This window comes from Microcoleus sp. LAD1_D3, from assembly GCF_036702135.1.
In the GTDB taxonomy this organism is placed as follows: Bacteria; Cyanobacteriota; Cyanobacteriia; order Cyanobacteriales; family Microcoleaceae; genus Microcoleus.
This window is the reverse complement of the sequence record NZ_JAUBSB010000002.1, coordinates 151,044-168,074: the sequence shown is the minus strand read 5'-3', so window position 1 is coordinate 168,074 and position 17,031 is coordinate 151,044. Positions and strand designations below refer to the sequence as shown.

At 46.3% G+C, this 17,031-nt stretch carries 13 protein-coding genes; 8 read left to right on the top strand and 5 right to left on the bottom strand.

The features are described 5' to 3' along the window. The first annotated feature begins 4 nt into the window (after window positions 1-4). Window positions 5-1,225 (top strand): hypothetical protein, encoded by a 1,221-nt coding sequence (locus QUA74_RS01640; protein ID WP_333324362.1) that lies wholly within the window; start codon window positions 5-7, stop codon window positions 1,223-1,225. Window positions 1,226-1,560: 335 nt separating this feature from the next. Continuing rightward, complete coding sequence (locus QUA74_RS01635) at window positions 1,561-2,136, top strand: TIGR04376 family protein (protein ID WP_333324361.1); 576 nt, start codon at window positions 1,561-1,563, stop codon at window positions 2,134-2,136. A 200-nt stretch (window positions 2,137-2,336) separates the two neighbouring features. Here the strand turns inward: QUA74_RS01635 and QUA74_RS01630 are convergent, their stop codons facing one another. The 4 genes from QUA74_RS01630 to cbiD all read right to left on the bottom strand — a co-directional run bounded on the left by QUA74_RS01630 (window position 2,337) and on the right by cbiD (window position 7,059). Continuing rightward, window positions 2,337-3,233 carry a pirin family protein gene (locus tag QUA74_RS01630; RefSeq protein ID WP_333324359.1) on the bottom strand — a complete coding sequence of 299 codons (897 nt, stop codon included), beginning with the start codon at window positions 3,231-3,233 and terminating at the stop codon, window positions 2,337-2,339. A 156-nt stretch (window positions 3,234-3,389) separates the two neighbouring features. After that, entirely contained in the window at window positions 3,390-3,605 is a 216-nt protein-coding gene (locus QUA74_RS01625) for a hypothetical protein (RefSeq protein WP_190659239.1), read from the bottom strand. A 383-nt stretch (window positions 3,606-3,988) separates the two neighbouring features. Then, window positions 3,989-5,602, bottom strand: coding sequence for a glutamine-hydrolyzing GMP synthase (gene guaA / locus QUA74_RS01620; protein WP_333324357.1), 1,614 nt, complete (start codon window positions 5,600-5,602; stop codon window positions 3,989-3,991). 335 nt (window positions 5,603-5,937) lie between these two features. Then, window positions 5,938-7,059, bottom strand: a complete 1,122-nt coding sequence (gene cbiD / locus QUA74_RS01615; protein ID WP_333324355.1) for a cobalt-precorrin-5B (C(1))-methyltransferase CbiD — start codon at window positions 7,057-7,059, stop codon at window positions 5,938-5,940. Window positions 7,060-7,777: 718 nt separating this feature from the next. Here cbiD and QUA74_RS01610 point away from each other — a divergent pair. The 4 genes from QUA74_RS01610 to QUA74_RS01595 all read left to right on the top strand — a co-directional run bounded on the left by QUA74_RS01610 (window position 7,778) and on the right by QUA74_RS01595 (window position 14,012). Continuing rightward, the gene (locus QUA74_RS01610; protein ID WP_333324471.1) at window positions 7,778-9,211 is read left to right on the top strand and encodes an MFS transporter; all 1,434 of its coding nucleotides are present in this window, start codon (window positions 7,778-7,780) and stop codon (window positions 9,209-9,211) included. Window positions 9,212-9,844: 633 nt separating this feature from the next. Beyond that, a complete protein-coding gene (locus QUA74_RS01605; protein WP_333324353.1) occupies window positions 9,845-10,888 on the top strand; it encodes a DUF2235 domain-containing protein in 1,044 nt (347 codons plus the stop codon). A 75-nt stretch (window positions 10,889-10,963) separates the two neighbouring features. Next, window positions 10,964-12,610, top strand: a complete 1,647-nt coding sequence (locus QUA74_RS01600; RefSeq protein ID WP_333324351.1) for a peroxidase family protein — start codon at window positions 10,964-10,966, stop codon at window positions 12,608-12,610. A gap of 199 nt (window positions 12,611-12,809) precedes the next feature. After that, window positions 12,810-14,012, top strand: a complete 1,203-nt coding sequence (locus QUA74_RS01595) for a catalase (RefSeq protein ID WP_333324349.1) — start codon at window positions 12,810-12,812, stop codon at window positions 14,010-14,012. Window positions 14,013-14,456: 444 nt separating this feature from the next. Here the strand turns inward: QUA74_RS01595 and QUA74_RS01590 are convergent, their stop codons facing one another. Continuing rightward, window positions 14,457-14,711, bottom strand: a complete 255-nt coding sequence (locus QUA74_RS01590; protein WP_333324347.1) for a hypothetical protein — start codon at window positions 14,709-14,711, stop codon at window positions 14,457-14,459. A 42-nt stretch (window positions 14,712-14,753) separates the two neighbouring features. Between QUA74_RS01590 and QUA74_RS01585 the strand changes: the two genes are divergently transcribed. Further along, a complete protein-coding gene (locus tag QUA74_RS01585; protein WP_333324345.1) occupies window positions 14,754-16,532 on the top strand; it encodes an iron uptake porin in 1,779 nt (592 codons plus the stop codon). Between the two features lie 43 nt (window positions 16,533-16,575). Further along, window positions 16,576-17,001 carry a hypothetical protein gene (locus QUA74_RS01580; protein WP_333324343.1) on the top strand — a complete coding sequence of 142 codons (426 nt, stop codon included), beginning with the start codon at window positions 16,576-16,578 and terminating at the stop codon, window positions 16,999-17,001. Window positions 17,002-17,031: the final 30 nt, after the last annotated feature.

Here is a 17,031-nt window from a genome sequence, read left to right as displayed (position 1 = left end):
AACTATGCCTCAAAAAGTAATCGCCAAACAGATGTCTTTGGAATCAGCGTCAGAGCCGATCGCCGTGAGGGCGACGGTGGAAACAGTGCCCGCCGAAGCAGTGGCAGTAGAGTCCTACGCCGATCGGTTGATGGACGAACTGTTTGAAGGAGTGGATCGAGCATTCGACGGTAGCGGCGGACTGCCATCCGAGCCCGTGCAGCCAGAATTCGTGGCGCTCAAGTCGATCTCGGTACCTCAAATAGTTTTGTCGCAGTTGGCACCCCCCCAGCCGCAGCGGGACGAAAAAGACGTAGAAGCGATCGCCCGCCAAGTCGCCCTAGAAACAGCCAAAAAACAGCAGTCCAAACAATCATTCGACAGAATGCTGCTGGGAGCAGCATTTGGGTCGCTGCTGCTAGTCATGGGGTTATGGCTCGCAAGCAGGTCGGGACTCGTGCGCTTGCCCGCCGCCCCCGCACCTGAGACACCAGCAGCAAGTGGCAAAACAGCACCAGATACTCCGTTTGTCGAATATGTGCAGCGCTCCCTAGAAGCGATCGAACAAAAAAAAGCACCCAAAGCTAACCCCCAACTTGCAGGAGTTCCCGGAACCCCCACCCCAGGGACTCTGCCGAGCATTCCAATTTCCGGCGCGCCGCCGGCAACCGCAGGTCTTTCGACCGCAGTCAACCGCATCGCTGATGCCCTCGAACAAGCCGGCGCGCAGCCAGGAGCACCTGCACCCCAAATCGTAGTCATCCCTCCCCCCGCTCAGGTGACAGTGGCTCCGCCTGCTCCGGTAGCGGCTGCTCCGGCTGCTCCTGAAACCGCGGCAGTTTCCCCCTCGCCTGCTGCTCCAGCCTCCGGTCGTGCGATCGCCGCTGCGGGCAATCGAGATCCCCTCGCCGCTTCCCCTTCCCCCTCGGATTCTCCCCAGCCAAAGATTTTGGCTCGCGAAACCGAACCGGCACCAGCGCCGCCAGCCCAGCAATCCGCGCCCGCGCCCGAGCAATCCGCACCGGCCGTCACCAGCGCCCCGACTTCCGCGCACACGCTGGTAGGGATTTTGGAGTTGGGCGATCGATCGGCTGCTTTGTTTGAAGTAGACGGCGTAGCCCGCAGAATTTATGTGGGCGAAAGCATCGGCGCTAGCGGTTGGACACTGGCAGAAATCAAAAATCAAGAAGCCGTTATCCGCAAGGGAGGAGATGTGCGATCGGTTTTTGTCGGGCAAAAGTTCTAATCAGTCATCAGTTATGAGTCATTAGTCATCAGTCATTAGTTATGAGTTAGGTCATCGGTAATCAGTAATAGGCAGCGATCGGGCTGTATATCACGAGCAGTGAAAACAGTTATAATATAGGAAGCGCCAAGACGTTCTTAATTGCTGAAACCATTGCTCTTATTACTTCTTGCTTCTATCCGTTAAATCGGTTCCCCAATTCGTTGCCGAACTTTCTTCTGCTATAACTAACAACTAAGGATCAATAATCGATCTCCAGTGACTAAGAACCAATGACTAATAACTAATGACCAGTGACTAATGACCAAGGACTAATGACTGAGGATTTATAAAAAATGGGCTTATTTGATGATTTCAGCCGCTTTCTAGAAACCAGATTAGAAGAATTTTTGCGAAGCAATCCCCATCTGGAATTGCAGGCAATAGAAGAACAACTGAAGGAACAAGAAGAAGACACTCTGCGGCTGATTCTCGATATCCAAAAACAAGAGAAAAAACTGCAAGCCGAAATTCTCTCGGCCGCCCAAGAAATTCAGCGCTGGAACGATCGCATCAACAAAGCTAAAGCTGGTCAAAGGCTCGATTTAGCTCAAGCCGCCCAAGAGCGCCAAGCAGCTTTGCTGCGTCAGGGAAATCAGCGCTGGGGTCAAATGCAAGGCTGCAAAGAACGCATTGAAAAAGCCAAAGAACTGTACCGCCAAATTCAAGTACGGCGAAAAGAAGTCCGAGCAAAAGCTGCAGAAGCTGCAACTCGAACTACCACTAAAACAGAGCCAAATTGGGATACAAAGGGTTGGAATCAGAGTTCAAATTATAATAGTTTTAATGCGGCAGATCCTTTAGAGGAAAAGTTTCAACGCTGGGAAGCAGACGAAGAACTAGATCAAATGAAGCGGAATATAAGCCGATAGGTCGTTGCTGATTTACGGTATGAAAGGCTAAATATGCAAGTCATATAAACCCGTACCCACAAAGCTTCCCGATTTCCAACTGATTTTTTTCATACCCTGATTAAGCAACGCCGATTTTAGAATAATATCTGCTAAGAGTCGAGTAAAAAAGACAGATTCTGCATCAACAAACAGTTTTTAATTTAAATCGCTGTGGTTATTCACAACGGCTGCTCCGCTTGAGAAGGGGGATCTTCTGGCAACGGAATAAACTCGGTCTCTTGAGGAACCTGAGCAAACCGTCCCTCTCTCCAATCGAGTTTGGCTTGCTCAATGCGCGAGTGCCGACTCGAAACAAAATTCCACCACTTATGCCGCTCCCCAACAGGTTCACCGCCAATCACAATACAACGAGCCTTGCCTGAAGCAGAAATGTTTACTTCAGTGCCTGAAGTGAGAACCGCCAACCGATGTTGTTCCAGAGGCATTCCATCAATAACCAGCCCCTCTGTTACGCTGTAAACCGCCTGTTCGCTGTAAAGGCCGGGTAAGGTAAATTGCTTGCCAGGAGCTAGTTGCACGTCCAGATAAATCATGGGTGAAAATATTTGAACTGGGGAAGTGCGACCATAGGCCTCACCCGCAATTAGGGTGAATGAAACTCCTGCATCCTCCCAAACAGGCAGTTGAGTGGCCGGATGATGCCGAAACCAGGGGTCGGTTTCTTCGTATTCATCGGGAAGTCCTATCCAAGTTTGAATGCCATGCAGGATGGCTTCTTTGCTGCGCTCGTCGTCAGGCGTGCGTTCGGAGTGGACAATTCCTCGCCCTGCCGTCATCCAGTTCACCGCACCGGGACGGATTTCTTGAACGCTGCCGACACTATCACGATGCAGCAAAACACCTTCAAACAGGTAGGTGACGGTTGCTAAGTTGATGTGCGGATGCGGTCTGACATCCACGCCCCGGCCGGGTGGAAACACCGCAGGGCCGAGATGGTCAAAAAAGATGAACGGGCCTACCAGTGCTAAAACGTCTGAGGGAAGCAAGCGGCGGGCTTGGAATCCACCCAAATCTTGAATGTGCGGCTCGATGAGATGCTGGATGCTATCCGTCATGATGTTTTATGAAGTTGTGAATGCTAATCGTCTATGTCAAAACTGCATTATACAAAAAGCTATCCTTGTAGAGGCCGATCGCAATATCAGTGACTGGTCTAAACTTTCCCAATCGAAAGCTGTTGTAGAGTGTCGAGTTCTCAACGAGCTTTCTGCTTACGAGACGATGGAGAGTTCATCACTGACTTGAATCCTACCTTTGACCAGGGAGCGAATCAGACGATCGAGTGAGCCACGTTCTTCTTCACTGATGGACTCATCGAGGATGGCGGCCATCATGCCGTATCGGTCAGCCTTGGTAACGCGGTGAGTATCGGTGACAGTGGCAATTAATTCGTTGATAGCGCCGGGGAGAAGATTAACTTGAAACATGGGATTATTTGGAACTCGACACCTTAATCATCTCGTGGTTTCTTCTAAGAGCAAGTGATGGTGCTGGTTTTTTTGCGTGATAATACTGAAAATATTGGGTGAACCAAGTCCGTGTTACCAGTGATCGAAGTCACAACATTGAAACCAATGCAGCGGTGGAACAATTACAACCCACATTCGGCCCTTTGACTGTCACACCGTGATAATTTTCGTTTTGCACGAGTCTGAACTTCCTGCTGTGCAAAAGTTTCAGACCTTCATCGGAAGAACTACCTCTTCTTCAACCAATTATCAACAAGTAACGACTGTTGACTTTTTATCCCAAATCAAAATAAGTAGACAGACAAAAAAATTAGTCCGCCTACTTAATCGCTAACTACAAATCACTCCCACTCGATCGTTCCCGGCGGCTTAGAAGTAATATCGTAAACCACCCGGTTCACCCCCTTAACCTCATTCACAATCCGATTCGAGATCAGTTCCAACAAATCGTAAGGGACGCGCGCCCAATCAGCCGTCATCCCGTCTTCACTCTTAATAAATCGCAAGACGATCGGGTAAGCATAAGTGCGCTGATCGCCCATCACGCCTACACTGCGAATCGGCAGCAAAACTGCAAAAGCTTGCCAAAGTTCACCGTACAATCCGTGCCGGTTAATTTCTTGGCGAACAATGAAGTCAGCATCCCGCAAAATATTTAGTCTCTCTGCGGTAACTTCTCCTATAATCCGAATCGCCAATCCCGGGCCAGGGAAAGGTTGTCGGTTGACGATTTCTTCCGGTAGCCCGATCGACCGGCCGACTTTTCGCACTTCATCCTTAAACAGTTTTCGCAGCGGTTCAATCAGCTTAAATCGTAAATCTTTCGGCAAACCCCCCACATTGTGGTGGCTTTTAATTTTAACAGCAACTCGTTCGCCGCTTTTCGGGTCTGCATTAGTATCAGCCGACTCAATCACATCAGGATAAAGAGTACCTTGTGCGAGGTAGTCAAAGGGGCCCAGACGCTTCGATTCTTCTTCAAATACGTTGATAAATTCGTGACCGATCCGCTTGCGTTTTACTTCAGGATCAGTAATCCCTTCAAGTTGAGCTAAAAAGCGTTCGCGAGCATTAACATACTCAACGTCAATGTGGAATTGTTCTTTAAATAATTTTACCAACCGTTCTGGTTCATACTTCCGCATAAACCCTTGGTCGATAAACATACAGGTAAGTTGGTCGCCGATCGCCTTGTGCAGCAAGAAAGCCAAAGTAGAAGAATCTACGCCGCCGGATAGAGCCAGCAAAACTCGTTTGTCTCCCACTTGCGCGCGAATTTCGCGAATCGATTCCTCCACAAAAGTAGCTGTCGTCCAAGTCGGTTCGCACTCGCAAATGTGGTAAACAAAATTGCGAATTAAAGCTATTCCCCCGATCGAGTGAACTACTTCTGGGTGAAACTGAACCCCGTACAAATTTTTCTCGTGGTGAGCAACAGCAGCAGACGGAGTATTGTCCGTGTGAGCGAGGATCTCAAAACCCGACGGCAACTCGGAACAGGAGTCTCCGTGGCTCATCCACATCGTGCTGCCTTCTTCGACATTTGTCAGCAAATCTGTAGGATCGTCAATAAATAGCGATGCCTTGCCGTATTCGGCTAACTTAGCCCGCTCAACCGTTCCTCCGAGCTGCTTTACCATCAACTGCATCCCATAACACACTCCCAACACCGGTATTCCCAAATTCCAAATTTCTGGGTCGCATTGGGGAGCTCTTTCATCGTATACAGAACTCGGGCCTCCTGAAAGAATAATTCCTTTAGGATTGATAGCTGTTAACTGTTCTGCCGTAGTGCGGTAAGAAATAACTTCTGAATATACTTGAGTTTCGCGAATGCGGCGAGCAATCAGTTCGGAATATTGCGAACCGAAGTCGAGAATCACGATCGTCTGGCGATCGCTCTGCCCCAGAGAAGAGTTTGTGAGGTCTGATTCAGTTTTTATTTGAGTAGTCACGGTTATTGCGTAATTGCTAATTGCTAATTGGGCAGAAAGTAGGGGATGTATTTGTCGCCCCTTCACTACTAGACTGAGGAAGGCGAGCAAGCATTAGTCGCTAGGAATAAATCTTATTTATACTAGATTGCAGTCAGCGCTCGTAGTCGATTAATAGGGTCGAGGGCAAGCATAGATTTACTTCAATCCTTACCCTAATTAATTGAACTCTGGCTTCAAAAACTGCGTCCCCAAGCAACCTAGTATAATTAAGGTCTAGGGACAAAGAATTATTACTTGTTAAATATTATCCCTGAGCGATGTTTTAAACAGAATTCAGGGATATTCACACTACATTAACAAATTTGGGTCAAAAATGTATCTCCTATATCACTTTTAACAATAATTTTGCGATCGCGCCCGAACATCACCGACCCCACGGGGATTCTCCGGTTGGTGTGAGTAAAAATGCAATCCGATGAGCGCAAGTCTATTTGTTGGGCGATGTCGCCGTAAATTCGATCGACCCAATTGCTGCCACTTTGAGCGTCCAAAGCCCGCAGTTGCCCGAGAGCGTCTTCGGCTGTCGCTGCGGCAAAAATTGCGGAACACGCATCGGCGGGCATTCGGGCCTTAGCACAGTAAGCTGTGAGAATTTCCCTGCGCCCGTCAGCGAGGTGGTGGTGAGTGTGAAAAATCCCCGCAGCCAATTTCATCAGTTTCCCGTGATAGCCAAACAGCAAAATTGACTGCACGCCCTGATATCCTGCTTCTACCAGCAGCGGGCCGAGCCAGTTAGCGGTTTTGACGAGCCTATCAGGATTAATCCCCAGTTGTCGGGCTAAATCCAAGCCGTTTTCGCCGATGCAGAAAACCAAACAGTCAAACAGTTGGGCTTTTTGTTGGAGTTGTTCGCGATAAACTTCCAACTGTCCGGGGGCGCTCAGGGGTTGAGAAATGCCAGTTGTACCCAGCAGCGAAAGTCCTTCTACCACGCCGAAAGCTTCGTTAGAAGTGCGGGCGGCCAGTTGGCGCCCTGACGGCAGAATCAGGGTGACAGTAATTTTTGCGGAGGGTGCGAGTTCTCGGCTCAAATTCGATCGCAGCAGCCGCATCGCATAATCATAGATTGCCGCTCCTCCACCTGCTTTATGATGTCCAATTCCCTCGCCCCCAACAATCTGTATTTGTTCCCCCTCTTCCCAATTCCCCAATTCCACCATTGCCCAAACGGGGGTGTTGCGAGTCAGATCGAGATTTTCCCCCGGATCGGAGCGAGTTACTCCTAAAGCGGTACCAGTTTTGAGTACAGACGCCTGTTCGATCGGAATTTCTGCCGTTATTTGCGGTTCCAGTAAATTTACTGATACGCTATCTAGAGAGTAAATACCCTCACGCAAGCACCGCAAAGCTGCAAGTGCGGCCGCACAGGCAAATACTGGCAGTGTATACCCGGATAAAGGTTGAGTTTTTGTCACAATCAAATGCAGAAATCCGTAAATTGGGCGGGGATCGACATCACGCCGCAGCAGTGATACCCCTCAAACATTTAAGCTTAATTCTAGGATTTGCTATCATTACACTTAGCGTAATTTTTGTCAAAGAATAATTTTGTGTTACCAGTTGCCGATCGCAACCACACTTTTTTTGAGGTGCGTTAGCGGAGCCCTCGTAGAGGATCGCCAAAAACCCACTCCGAAGCCTTACGGGCACGTGCGGGGGATTTCCATAAACAACCCGGAATCTTGATCGCCAGCGCTGGGACTGAACAAACGGATTCCAGGAATTAGGTACAAATCGTCCTTCAGCAATACTCGGCAAGTAGATCGTACTTCATTCTATAGATTTAGCTAGCCGTAAAGGTTTGAGAGCCGAATGGAGGATCTTGCGCCAAATTTGCTTGGGCCCTTGGGGCGACTTGTTTGAGAGGGAATTCGAGCAATTTTTGGCAGGCGAAATGCTGCGATCGCTTCCTTGTTAAGCGCTAAAACCTACTTTTTTACAATTAGCCAATTTATATCTCCCAAGCGGTTGATGTCCTAGCGATTGCAAGTCATTTATATTGATATGAATTACCCGGACGTGCCAGTCCTACTTTCGAGCTAACCTCTTGAAGGTGGGGCTGGTTTTATCTAACCCTGTTACTTCAATTCTCCAATCTAAAATCTAAAATCTAAAATCTAAAATCGATTGACTATGTTTGAACCAGTTGCACAGTTAAATGAACCTCTCTCCCTTCAGACTCCAGAAATACTAGACAAGAAAATATCTCAGCTCGTTCAATCTCCAAAAACCGATCTCAAAATTTCTAAACAAGAGGTTCGCTCGACCCTGAAAGCCTCAACTCTAGACGGCGTTTTTGCCACTGTCTTCGAGTCGGCGACCGCCGGCGTGCTCCTGAGCAACTTCTTGCTGCAACTCGGCGCCAGCAGCGTGGAAATAGGTATATTCTCGGCTATTCCGATGGTGGTAAATCTCCTGCAACCATTAGGAGCCTACATCGCAGACCGTACAACCAGCCGCCACTGGTACAACCTATTTGTATTCGGCTTGTCGCGGCTGCTGTGGCTGATGTTCGCAGTGGCAATTGTTTGGGGATCCCAGTACGCAGACCCCCACCAACTGCTGCAATGGACGCTGGTAACAGTCGTAGCAGCTAGCGTGCTGGGAGCTTTTGCAAATTCTAACTGGTTCAGTTGGATGGCAGCCGTGGTCCCTCACCGTTTGCGGGGACGCTATTTTGGCTTTCGCAACAGTGCTGTCAGCCTCATCACTTTACTGGGAGTGCCCTTGATGGGATGGGGAGTTTCAACTTGGGGCGCAGATCCAATTTTCGGCTACGGTATTGTTTTATTGGTGGGTGTTTTGGCTGGAATGATTAGTTTGGCGTGTCAATTCTTCATGGTTGATGTGAATCCGCAGCTATATAAAAAAGATGCAGAGAGGCATCGACTTACAGAGAAAAAAGAAAAGCAAGTAACAGATTTTGTGCCTTCTGTGCTGAAAGATTCTAATTTCTTAATGTTTATTCTTTACTTTAGCGTGTGGACATTTGCAGTTAATCTCAGCGCGCCTTTTTTTAATATCTACCTGCTGAAAGAATTAAGCTTGGATGTGAGTTTGGTAACGATTTACAGCAGCTTGAGTTCGGGGGCAAATCTACTGCTGCTGATGTTTTGGGGCAAGTTAGCCGATCGCTGGGGAAATCGCCCCCTGCTAATTGCGGTGGGGCTGGTGGTGGCGATAACGCCTTTGCTGTGGTTGGGTACGGGCAATTACCCGTTTGCGGTGTGGGTATGGCTGCCGCTGCTGCACTTGCTAGGGGGAACGACTTTAGGGGCGATCGCGCTGTGTAGTAACAATATTCAAATGGAGATAGCGTCGATCGAGCAACCTTCGACTTATTTTGCGATCGCCGCAGCAGTTTCGGGAGTAGCTGGGGCTTTGGGAACTACCGCCGGCGGCTTTCTTGCCGAACTTCCTGGCATGAGTTTGGGAGCAGTGTTTGCCCTCTCGGCTGGTGTTCGCTTGATTGCCCTTCTGCCTTTGGTTTTGGTGCGAGAACCTCGTAGCCAGTCGCTGCGGTCGATCGTCCCCACTTTTGCAAGTGTCAAAATAAACCGGGGCTAGGAAATTTTCGCACCAATTTACCGATCGAGAAACCAGAAAGGCCCACAGATTGTTAAAAACTTCAAGCACATCGCAGAAAAGCTGAGAGTGACTGAAACAAAACTTAACCTCAAAATCGCCCAAATGTGGTGTGTGCGGCAAATACCTCACTATTATCTTGCAGCCAACGGAAAAATTGATAAGATATAGCTGTTTTAAAAGCTGACAAGGCAGAGCGTAAATGTGTTTAAAGGTTTGTTAGCTAGGGCGTCGGATCACTACTCCTGTTAGGAGAATCGAGCATTTTCCCAGAACCAAACCTAGGATTTCACGCTCTGAATTTTTTACGTTTTAGGAGAATCGAGTATTTTCCCAGAACCAAACCTAGGATTTCACGCTCTGAATTTTTTAGGTTAAGAAATATAAATAAAATTAAAATTTTAATACAACAAACTCAACTAGGTGGTGTTTTGGGACTAATATCCTGAGAATCGAAATAACTCAACATTGCCCAGCCCGATCATAATTTGGTCGAGCAAGAAATTAGGAGGGCTCGCCGGACGCGACAGAAAAACGGGAAGTGGCAATTCTCTTGTAACCGATTACCAATGACAGGTCGCTATCAAATTTCAGATTCAAAGAGAGAATATAAAAATGACGAAACCAGGGAAACGTCTGATAGTTTGCTGTGATGGAACTTGGAACAAACTAGATACTCAGTGCCCAACTAATGTGGTTAAGCTTGCCCAGGCCGTGAAACGGACAGCCAGTGACGGGGTTCCGCAGATCGTGTTTTATGACGAGGGAATTGGAGTAGACAGTAACAAGATTGTGGGCGGAGTCACGGGGCTGGGAATCGATAAAAATATACAAGATGCCTATCGTTTTCTTTCTTTCAACTACGATCAGGGTGACGAAATCTATCTATTCGGGTTCAGTCGCGGTGCTTACACAGTCAGGAGTCTAGCGGGGATGATCTATTGCTCCGGTCTCCTATCCCGCCGTTATATTACCAAGGCATCAGAAGCTTACGAGCTTTACCGTGACCGAGGCCTTAAACCAAATGATGACAAAGCAAAGAGTTTCCGCCAAGATTACGGCAAAGATAACGGCGATCGCGTCCCGATTACCTTGCTTGGTTGTTTCGACACCGTTGGAGCCCTTGGTATTCCTCTTGTACCGGCATTGAAGAAGTTTGAGGGACAGATCAAAACAAGGTACAAATTCCACGACACCACTTTAAATAAGGATATTGAGAATGCGTTGCACGCCGTTGCGATCGACGAAATTCGCGAAATCTTTGATGTTACCCTGATGAAGAAAAATCCTGATGCCCCGAAGCAGAAGCTTCGTCAAGTTTGGTTTCCAGGCGAGCATGGCTGCATCGGCGGTGGTACGCCAGCATACCGCGGGTTATCAGATACTGTCTTGAAGTGGATGTTGGATCAAATCAGTGACTTGGAATTGAAGCTGGAATTCGAGCCAGAGGCCATTGAGGATATCAAGCCTGATTATAAGGTTCCATTTCAAAGCAATCCTGGGTTCTTCAAATTGGCAGGAATCAAGTGGCGCGAGGTGGGGGATACCATTGACGATCTTCACGAAAGCACGATCGAGCGATTGAAAAAAAGCCAAGACTATCGGCCTAAGAATCTGCAAAAGATTCTCTCCAAAGTAATTGAAAACATAGAAAAATGATAAAACTTTATCAAGCTCTCAGAACCGAACATAAGAAGACGATCTAATCTACAACAATCGAAAGGAAAAGCAATCATGACAAGAGATACATCTAGAGATGGATTGAGCAACAAAGCTTTAGCATATACGTTGACTCATTTCAAACCAATTTGGGATTTAGTTCAAAGTTACGAGCCTCTGAAACGTAAACTAAACAAATTTTTTCTCAATAGCATCATTTACAAACTTCCGACTCGCCCGCTTCCCTATAGCTTAATGGGCTTAGATCCAAAAATTCCAGGGACAGATATTCCCAAGAAAACTGATACCTATATCTCTTGGGATTCACTTACAGACAAGACTTATACTGGGCGACATTTACCTCCCGACCCGGAATTTAACAAAGAAGGGAATTTACCACCACTGGACAAAGTAAAGACCTTATTCCAAAAAAGAGACGGAAAAACAATTTATTCGGAAAAATCGACTCTGCTCTTTCCCTATTGGGTGCAGTGGTTTACAGATAGTTTTCTGCGGATCGATCAGCAAAACCGCTTCAAAAATACCTCCAATCATCAGATTGATATGTGTAATGTTTACGGGTTGACCCGCAAACAAACAAATATGCTCAGAGCTTTCAAAGACGGTAAATTTAAAACCCAAAAACTCAAGCGCAAAGATGGCGTAGAAGAAGAGTATCCACTCTTTTATTATGCCGATCCTGAGCAGGGTATTATCGATCCTCAATTTGAAGGTCTTCATGCACCCCTTAATGATGAGAAAAGACAACCCCCCGAAAAGAAAGGCAAGCTATTTGCAATGGGAGTTGAACGGGCAAACGTCCAAATTGGCTATGTCATGCTCAACACTTTATGTATCAGGGAGCATAATCGAATTTGTGATGTTTTGTCCAAAAGCTATCCGGATTGGGACGATGAGAGGCTCTTCCAAACCGCGAGAAATATTCTCATGGTGATTGTTCTCAATATCATTATGGAAGAGTACATTTTCCACATTACGCCCTATAATTTTAGGTTTTTTGCCGATCCAGAAGCTTTTACCAAGGAAAGTTGGTATCGAGAAAATTGGATGGCGATTGAGTTTAGTTTTGTCTATCGCTGGCATAGTGCGGTTCCGGAAACCTTTACCTATGACGGCAAAGAAAAATCCATGTACGATTCCCTCTGGAATAATCAGATGTTAATCGATAAAGGGTTGGGTGCATTGATGGAAGAAACTTGTTCCCAACCAGGCACTAGAATTGGTTTGTTTAACACACCTGATTTTAAGATCGCAGGAACACCCTATACATTTATTGATGCTACCGAACTAGCATCTGTTAAACTCGGACGGCAGGCGCAGTTAGCCAGTTATAACGATTACCGCGAAATGTGTGGTTATCCCAAGGTGACTGATTTCAATCAAATTACGGGTGACGAATACGCTCAACAGAAATTAAAAGAGTTGTACGGTCATGTTGATAACATTGAATTATTTGTCGGATTGTACGCTGAAGATGTCCGGAAAAATTCAGCAATTCCGCCTTTAGTAGCACGGATAATTGGCATTGATGCTTTCTCCCAAGCTTTAACTAATCCTTTGTTATCGCCTAAAGTCTTCAATAAGGAAACTTTTTCTGAGGTTGGTTGGGAAATTATCCAAAATACCAAAACAGTCTCTGATTTAGTGAATCGTAATGTTCCTCCAAGCGATCCCAAGTACAAAGTCTCCTTCGAGCTTTAAGTTGTAACTGACAACTAAGACTCAAATTAGTTGGGGGCGCAAAGACACCTGCGCCCTCAAAAATGAGGAATAAAAAGGCGATCTTTTCGCAAGCGCTCGGCTACGGCAATTCGGGAGCAATTGCACCAGCAGTTATACTGTTTAACAGATGCAACGGTTTGTGTAGAACCTTTTTTAGCGATTAACCGAAGGTTATGTTATGAACAAAAAGTTATTTACCGAATATCCCGAACAGGACGAACGCAAATACTACGATCTTTTGGTTGAGCAGGCCAAGCTTCGGATGGATAATCTTTACGGGGATAAGGAGCGGGCCCTGCGAGATACTCACGCCAAAACTCATGCGTGCGTTAAAGGAACTCTGGAAATTTTTGACTTTGATGAGGAAGAGATTAAACGGGAATTGGGCAAACGCGCCTCGTTAAATTCTTCGCAACTCAATGCGATTTCCCTTAAGCAAGGTTTGCTAGCCAAACCCAAACAATATCCTGTTTGGCTGCGATTTGCTAACGGGGCTACCACAGTATACCCTGATTACCAAAAAGATTCGCGCTCAATGTCAGTGAAAGTGATGGGGGTGGAAGGGGAACGACTGGCGCAAAGCCACGAGTCACAAACCCAGGACATCATTGTTCACAATTCAGAGATATTTGTGAGCCAAACCATCAAAGACTACTACGGCTTTTTTTCTGCTCTGGTTGAATCACCAGAGACATTGAAAAAGTGGCTAATGCGACATCCCAGACACTTTTTAGCTGTCTCGACGCTTACGGGTAGCCGGACTCCGAAGAGTTTGCTAACAGCCAAATATTGGAGCGGTTCACCCTCTGCTTTGGGTCTCAATCCCGATTTCGATCCCTCCCAGCCTGGTGAAGTTCCTGTCGAATATCCTGCTGTAATTAAGTATGGGTTTACTCCGGTTTCATGCAAACCACCGCACGGGATAATTCCAGAACAATCTCGACCGGGAATTCCTAAAATTCCTTTTGTCGATCGCGCTAAAGCCTTGGGTTTCGCTCCCAAACAACCAGACAATTATTACCGCGATGATCTAATTCAAGCCTTGGCGAAACCTGATGCTCAATACTGGTGGGATTTTGGCATTCAGTTCCAAACCAGCCTAAAAATGCCGATCGACGATGGCATCAATGTCTGGAAGGAAAAGGATTCACCCTTCTTGAGAGTAGGTCGTCTCACCGTCAAGCATCAGATTATTGATTATGAAAAACAATCTGATTTCAACGAAAACCTGAGATATTCTCCCTGGAACGGCTTAGCAGTTCATCGTCCAGTAGGTGCGATCAATCGGATACGCGGTGTTGTTTACCCGGTTGTAGCGAATTATCGCCTTCAAAAGCGAGGTATTGTCCACCAAGAACCCACAGGAGAAGAAACATTTTAAGGGAATAATTTTTGTCGGGGACAGGGCGTGGTTTCTTTCAGGGGTGTGGTTTGAGGTAAAATGCTGGCGTTGCTGAATACAGGTAGGAATTCAGATTTCCCAATTGCGATAAGCCAAGTCGGGTGAGTTTTGTAATTTCCGAGAAAAGTTAATTCATACCGTGAATCAGCAACGCCAAATGCTTATCCTGTCTAAGTTATAGCAACCGCCAGGGTAGCGCCGGACATTAGATGTCTTGCAAAAAGAACACCAAACTAATTCCCTTACTAACTGGTCTTGCTTTAATTACTTTGAGGGAATCCCTGGTCAACAGATTCAATTGCTAGAACGGTTTGAGGGTGCTAAGTAGAAGGAATAATGCTTGTACAGCAAGCTTTTTAGCCATTCCGATCTTAAGTGTAATTAAGTGAATTTACTTATACTATTTCCTAAAAGCAAAACACCCTAGTATATCAACAAGTTGAACTCGCGACTCTTCCATCCACAAAACGCAAAATTAGTTGGCCGATCGCACCTTCTCAAAAATCCCATATGTGCGATCGGGAATTCGATTAAACCAGGTTTATTGCCGATCGCCAACGTCCGTCTAGGATAGTCCAAATCCGTCGTTAGCGCAGCCCTCGAAGAGGATCGCAATCCTGAGTCAGTTGGGGCGAGCGCACTCATCACCATGTGCCAGTTGCGTAAATCCTGAATCAATTATATTATATTGTTACAAAAATATCTTATGAAAAGGAGTTTATGCGAATACAGTATTTTTTGTCCATTTTCCCAATATTACTTGTACTCACGTTTCAGGATACTACATTTGCCCAGTCTCTAGACTCATTACCATCAAGTGCCACCGCCCCAACCGCACCTCAAAACATTGCCCCGACTCTCAAAGAGGAAGTTAAAGATGACTTTGTAAAAGTTCAAGGTCAGGAGACATCTGTTTCTCAAGCGTCCGACGTACAGCCTCAGCAGGTTAAAGATGACTTTGTAAAAGTTCAAGGTCAGGAGACATCTGTTTCCGAAGTGTCCGACGTACAGCCTCAGCAGGTTAAAGATGACTTTGTAAAAGTTCAAGGTCAGGTCACATCTGTTTCCCAACTGTCCGACGTACAGCCTACCGATTGGGCGTTTCAAGCCTTACAATCTTTAGTTGAACGCTACAGTTGTATTAGCGGATATCCCGATGGCACTTATAAAGGGAATCGAGCCATGACTCGTTACGAGTTTGCTGCGGGTTTGAATGCTTGCTTGCAACGAGTCAATGAATTAATTGCTGCATCTGCAGTCGATAAAATAACCCAGGAAGACTTAGCCGTTTTACAGCGACTGCAAGAAGAGTTTGCCGCAGAATTAGCTACCTTACGAGGTCGGGTTGATACTTTAGAAGCTCGTACTGCTGAACTCGAAGCTAACCGATTCTCCACAACTACAGTTTTGGGAGGAGAAGCCATTTTTGCGTTAGCCACAGCAACAGGAGGCGACCCCCCTGGAGACCAAAGTAATAACCAACCCGTTTTTAATAATTTGGTGCGTGTGGGAACCGTCTCATCTTTTAGTGGTTTAGATCGCTTAAGAATTGGCTTAGTTAGTGGAAACTCGGCCAATCGAGGCTATGCCGGAACAGTTGAGAAACCAGGATTTGGTGACATGGCCCTGCTATCTTCTCAGACTGATACCAATAACCGAATCGCGTTAGACCTATTAGAATACAGATTTCCTGCATTTAACAATCGCGTAGTCTTTACGGCTAGACCTGTCGGCTTCAGTCTTAGCAACGTACTTACCGCGAATTCTCCCTACTTTGATACGGGACGGGGAGCTATTTCTCGATTTGGTGAAGCCAGTCCTCTCTTTAAAATTGGTAGCTTAGATGCAGGAGCAGGTGCCGATTGGTTAGTAACAGATTGGCTGCGATTGCAAGTTGCCTATGGAACAAGAAACAGCAGCGATCCTAATCAAGGTATCAGTGGCTCCGATCACAGTACATTGGGAGTTCAGTTTTTAATTAAACCCTCTGGCAATACTTTAGCAGGTCTAACTTACATTAACGCCTACTCTGCCAATGGCAGCCTCGATACCTTTACAGGTAGCTTAAATGCCGATACTTCTGGCGGTTTGGAGAAACCCATACAGGTTAATGCTCTAGGTGCATCGTTTCAATGGCGGATTAATCGTCAAGTTACCTTGGGGGCATGGGGAGGTATTACAATGGGGAACTTCCTTAATAGCAATGCCTATGCTAATACAACAACTTACGCGGCTTCTGTGGGGATTTCCGATCCCTTTGGTCGTGAGGGAGACTTATTGGCTTTCATCATTGGTCAACCCCCTAAATTAGTTGCAGGTCGGGATTTACCCAACGGAACCGATCGAAATACGTCTCTACACTTTGAGACATTTTATCGCTGGGGTGTATCGGATAACATTTTTGTTACTCCGGGTTTCTTTGTTATTACTGCTCCTGAACATAATGCTGATAATAACACAATTTTTATGGGTGTCCTCAGAACAACATTTCTGTTCTAAGCAGTTTGTCCTCAATTGAACACAAGTTTTGGAGATTAAAATCGTGAATCAGTATTTACCCAACTCAAAAGTTCTGAATCCCTTCCTGGCTATTGTGATTCTGAGTCTAGGAGGAATAGGATTTTTTCCTTCACATAGCCAAGCAGAAAGTTTAAACTCGTCTCACTCCAGTTCAGAAACTCAAACTATTGCTCAATCTCGACGTACCCGACCCACTTTTTTTGAAGAAACACAAGATCCAGAAGCAAGAAGAAGAAGGGGATTCAGGGAGACATTTTTAAATGATGCTTTAGGGGGAACTGCCGATCCCCTGAGTGGGACAGGTGGAGTGGCTACAACAGTAGATTCTTTACAAAAAGTAGGGTTTAACGGACAAAATGCAGGTCAGTTGCGTCCTGGACAACTAAATTTATCTCCCACTTTTGACCGAACAAATGTTATTATTCCCTCTCAAAGAGGACGTAATTAAGGGGTTACGCATACACTCAAGGGGAACAGA

Coding starts and splice junctions, on each gene's coding strand:
- QUA74_RS01640 (WP_333324362.1), top strand. CDS start 5: ATGCCTCAAAAAGTAATCGCCAAACAGATGTCTTTGGAATCAGCGTCA.
- QUA74_RS01635 (WP_333324361.1), top strand. CDS start 1,561: ATGGGCTTATTTGATGATTTCAGCCGCTTTCTAGAAACCAGATTAGAA.
- QUA74_RS01630 (WP_333324359.1), bottom strand. CDS start 3,233: ATGACGGATAGCATCCAGCATCTCATCGAGCCGCACATTCAAGATTTG.
- QUA74_RS01625 (WP_190659239.1), bottom strand. CDS start 3,605: ATGTTTCAAGTTAATCTTCTCCCCGGCGCTATCAACGAATTAATTGCC.
- QUA74_RS01610 (WP_333324471.1), top strand. CDS start 7,778: ATGTTTGAACCAGTTGCACAGTTAAATGAACCTCTCTCCCTTCAGACT.
- QUA74_RS01605 (WP_333324353.1), top strand. CDS start 9,845: ATGACGAAACCAGGGAAACGTCTGATAGTTTGCTGTGATGGAACTTGG.
- QUA74_RS01600 (WP_333324351.1), top strand. CDS start 10,964: ATGACAAGAGATACATCTAGAGATGGATTGAGCAACAAAGCTTTAGCA.
- QUA74_RS01595 (WP_333324349.1), top strand. CDS start 12,810: ATGAACAAAAAGTTATTTACCGAATATCCCGAACAGGACGAACGCAAA.
- QUA74_RS01585 (WP_333324345.1), top strand. CDS start 14,754: ATGCGAATACAGTATTTTTTGTCCATTTTCCCAATATTACTTGTACTC.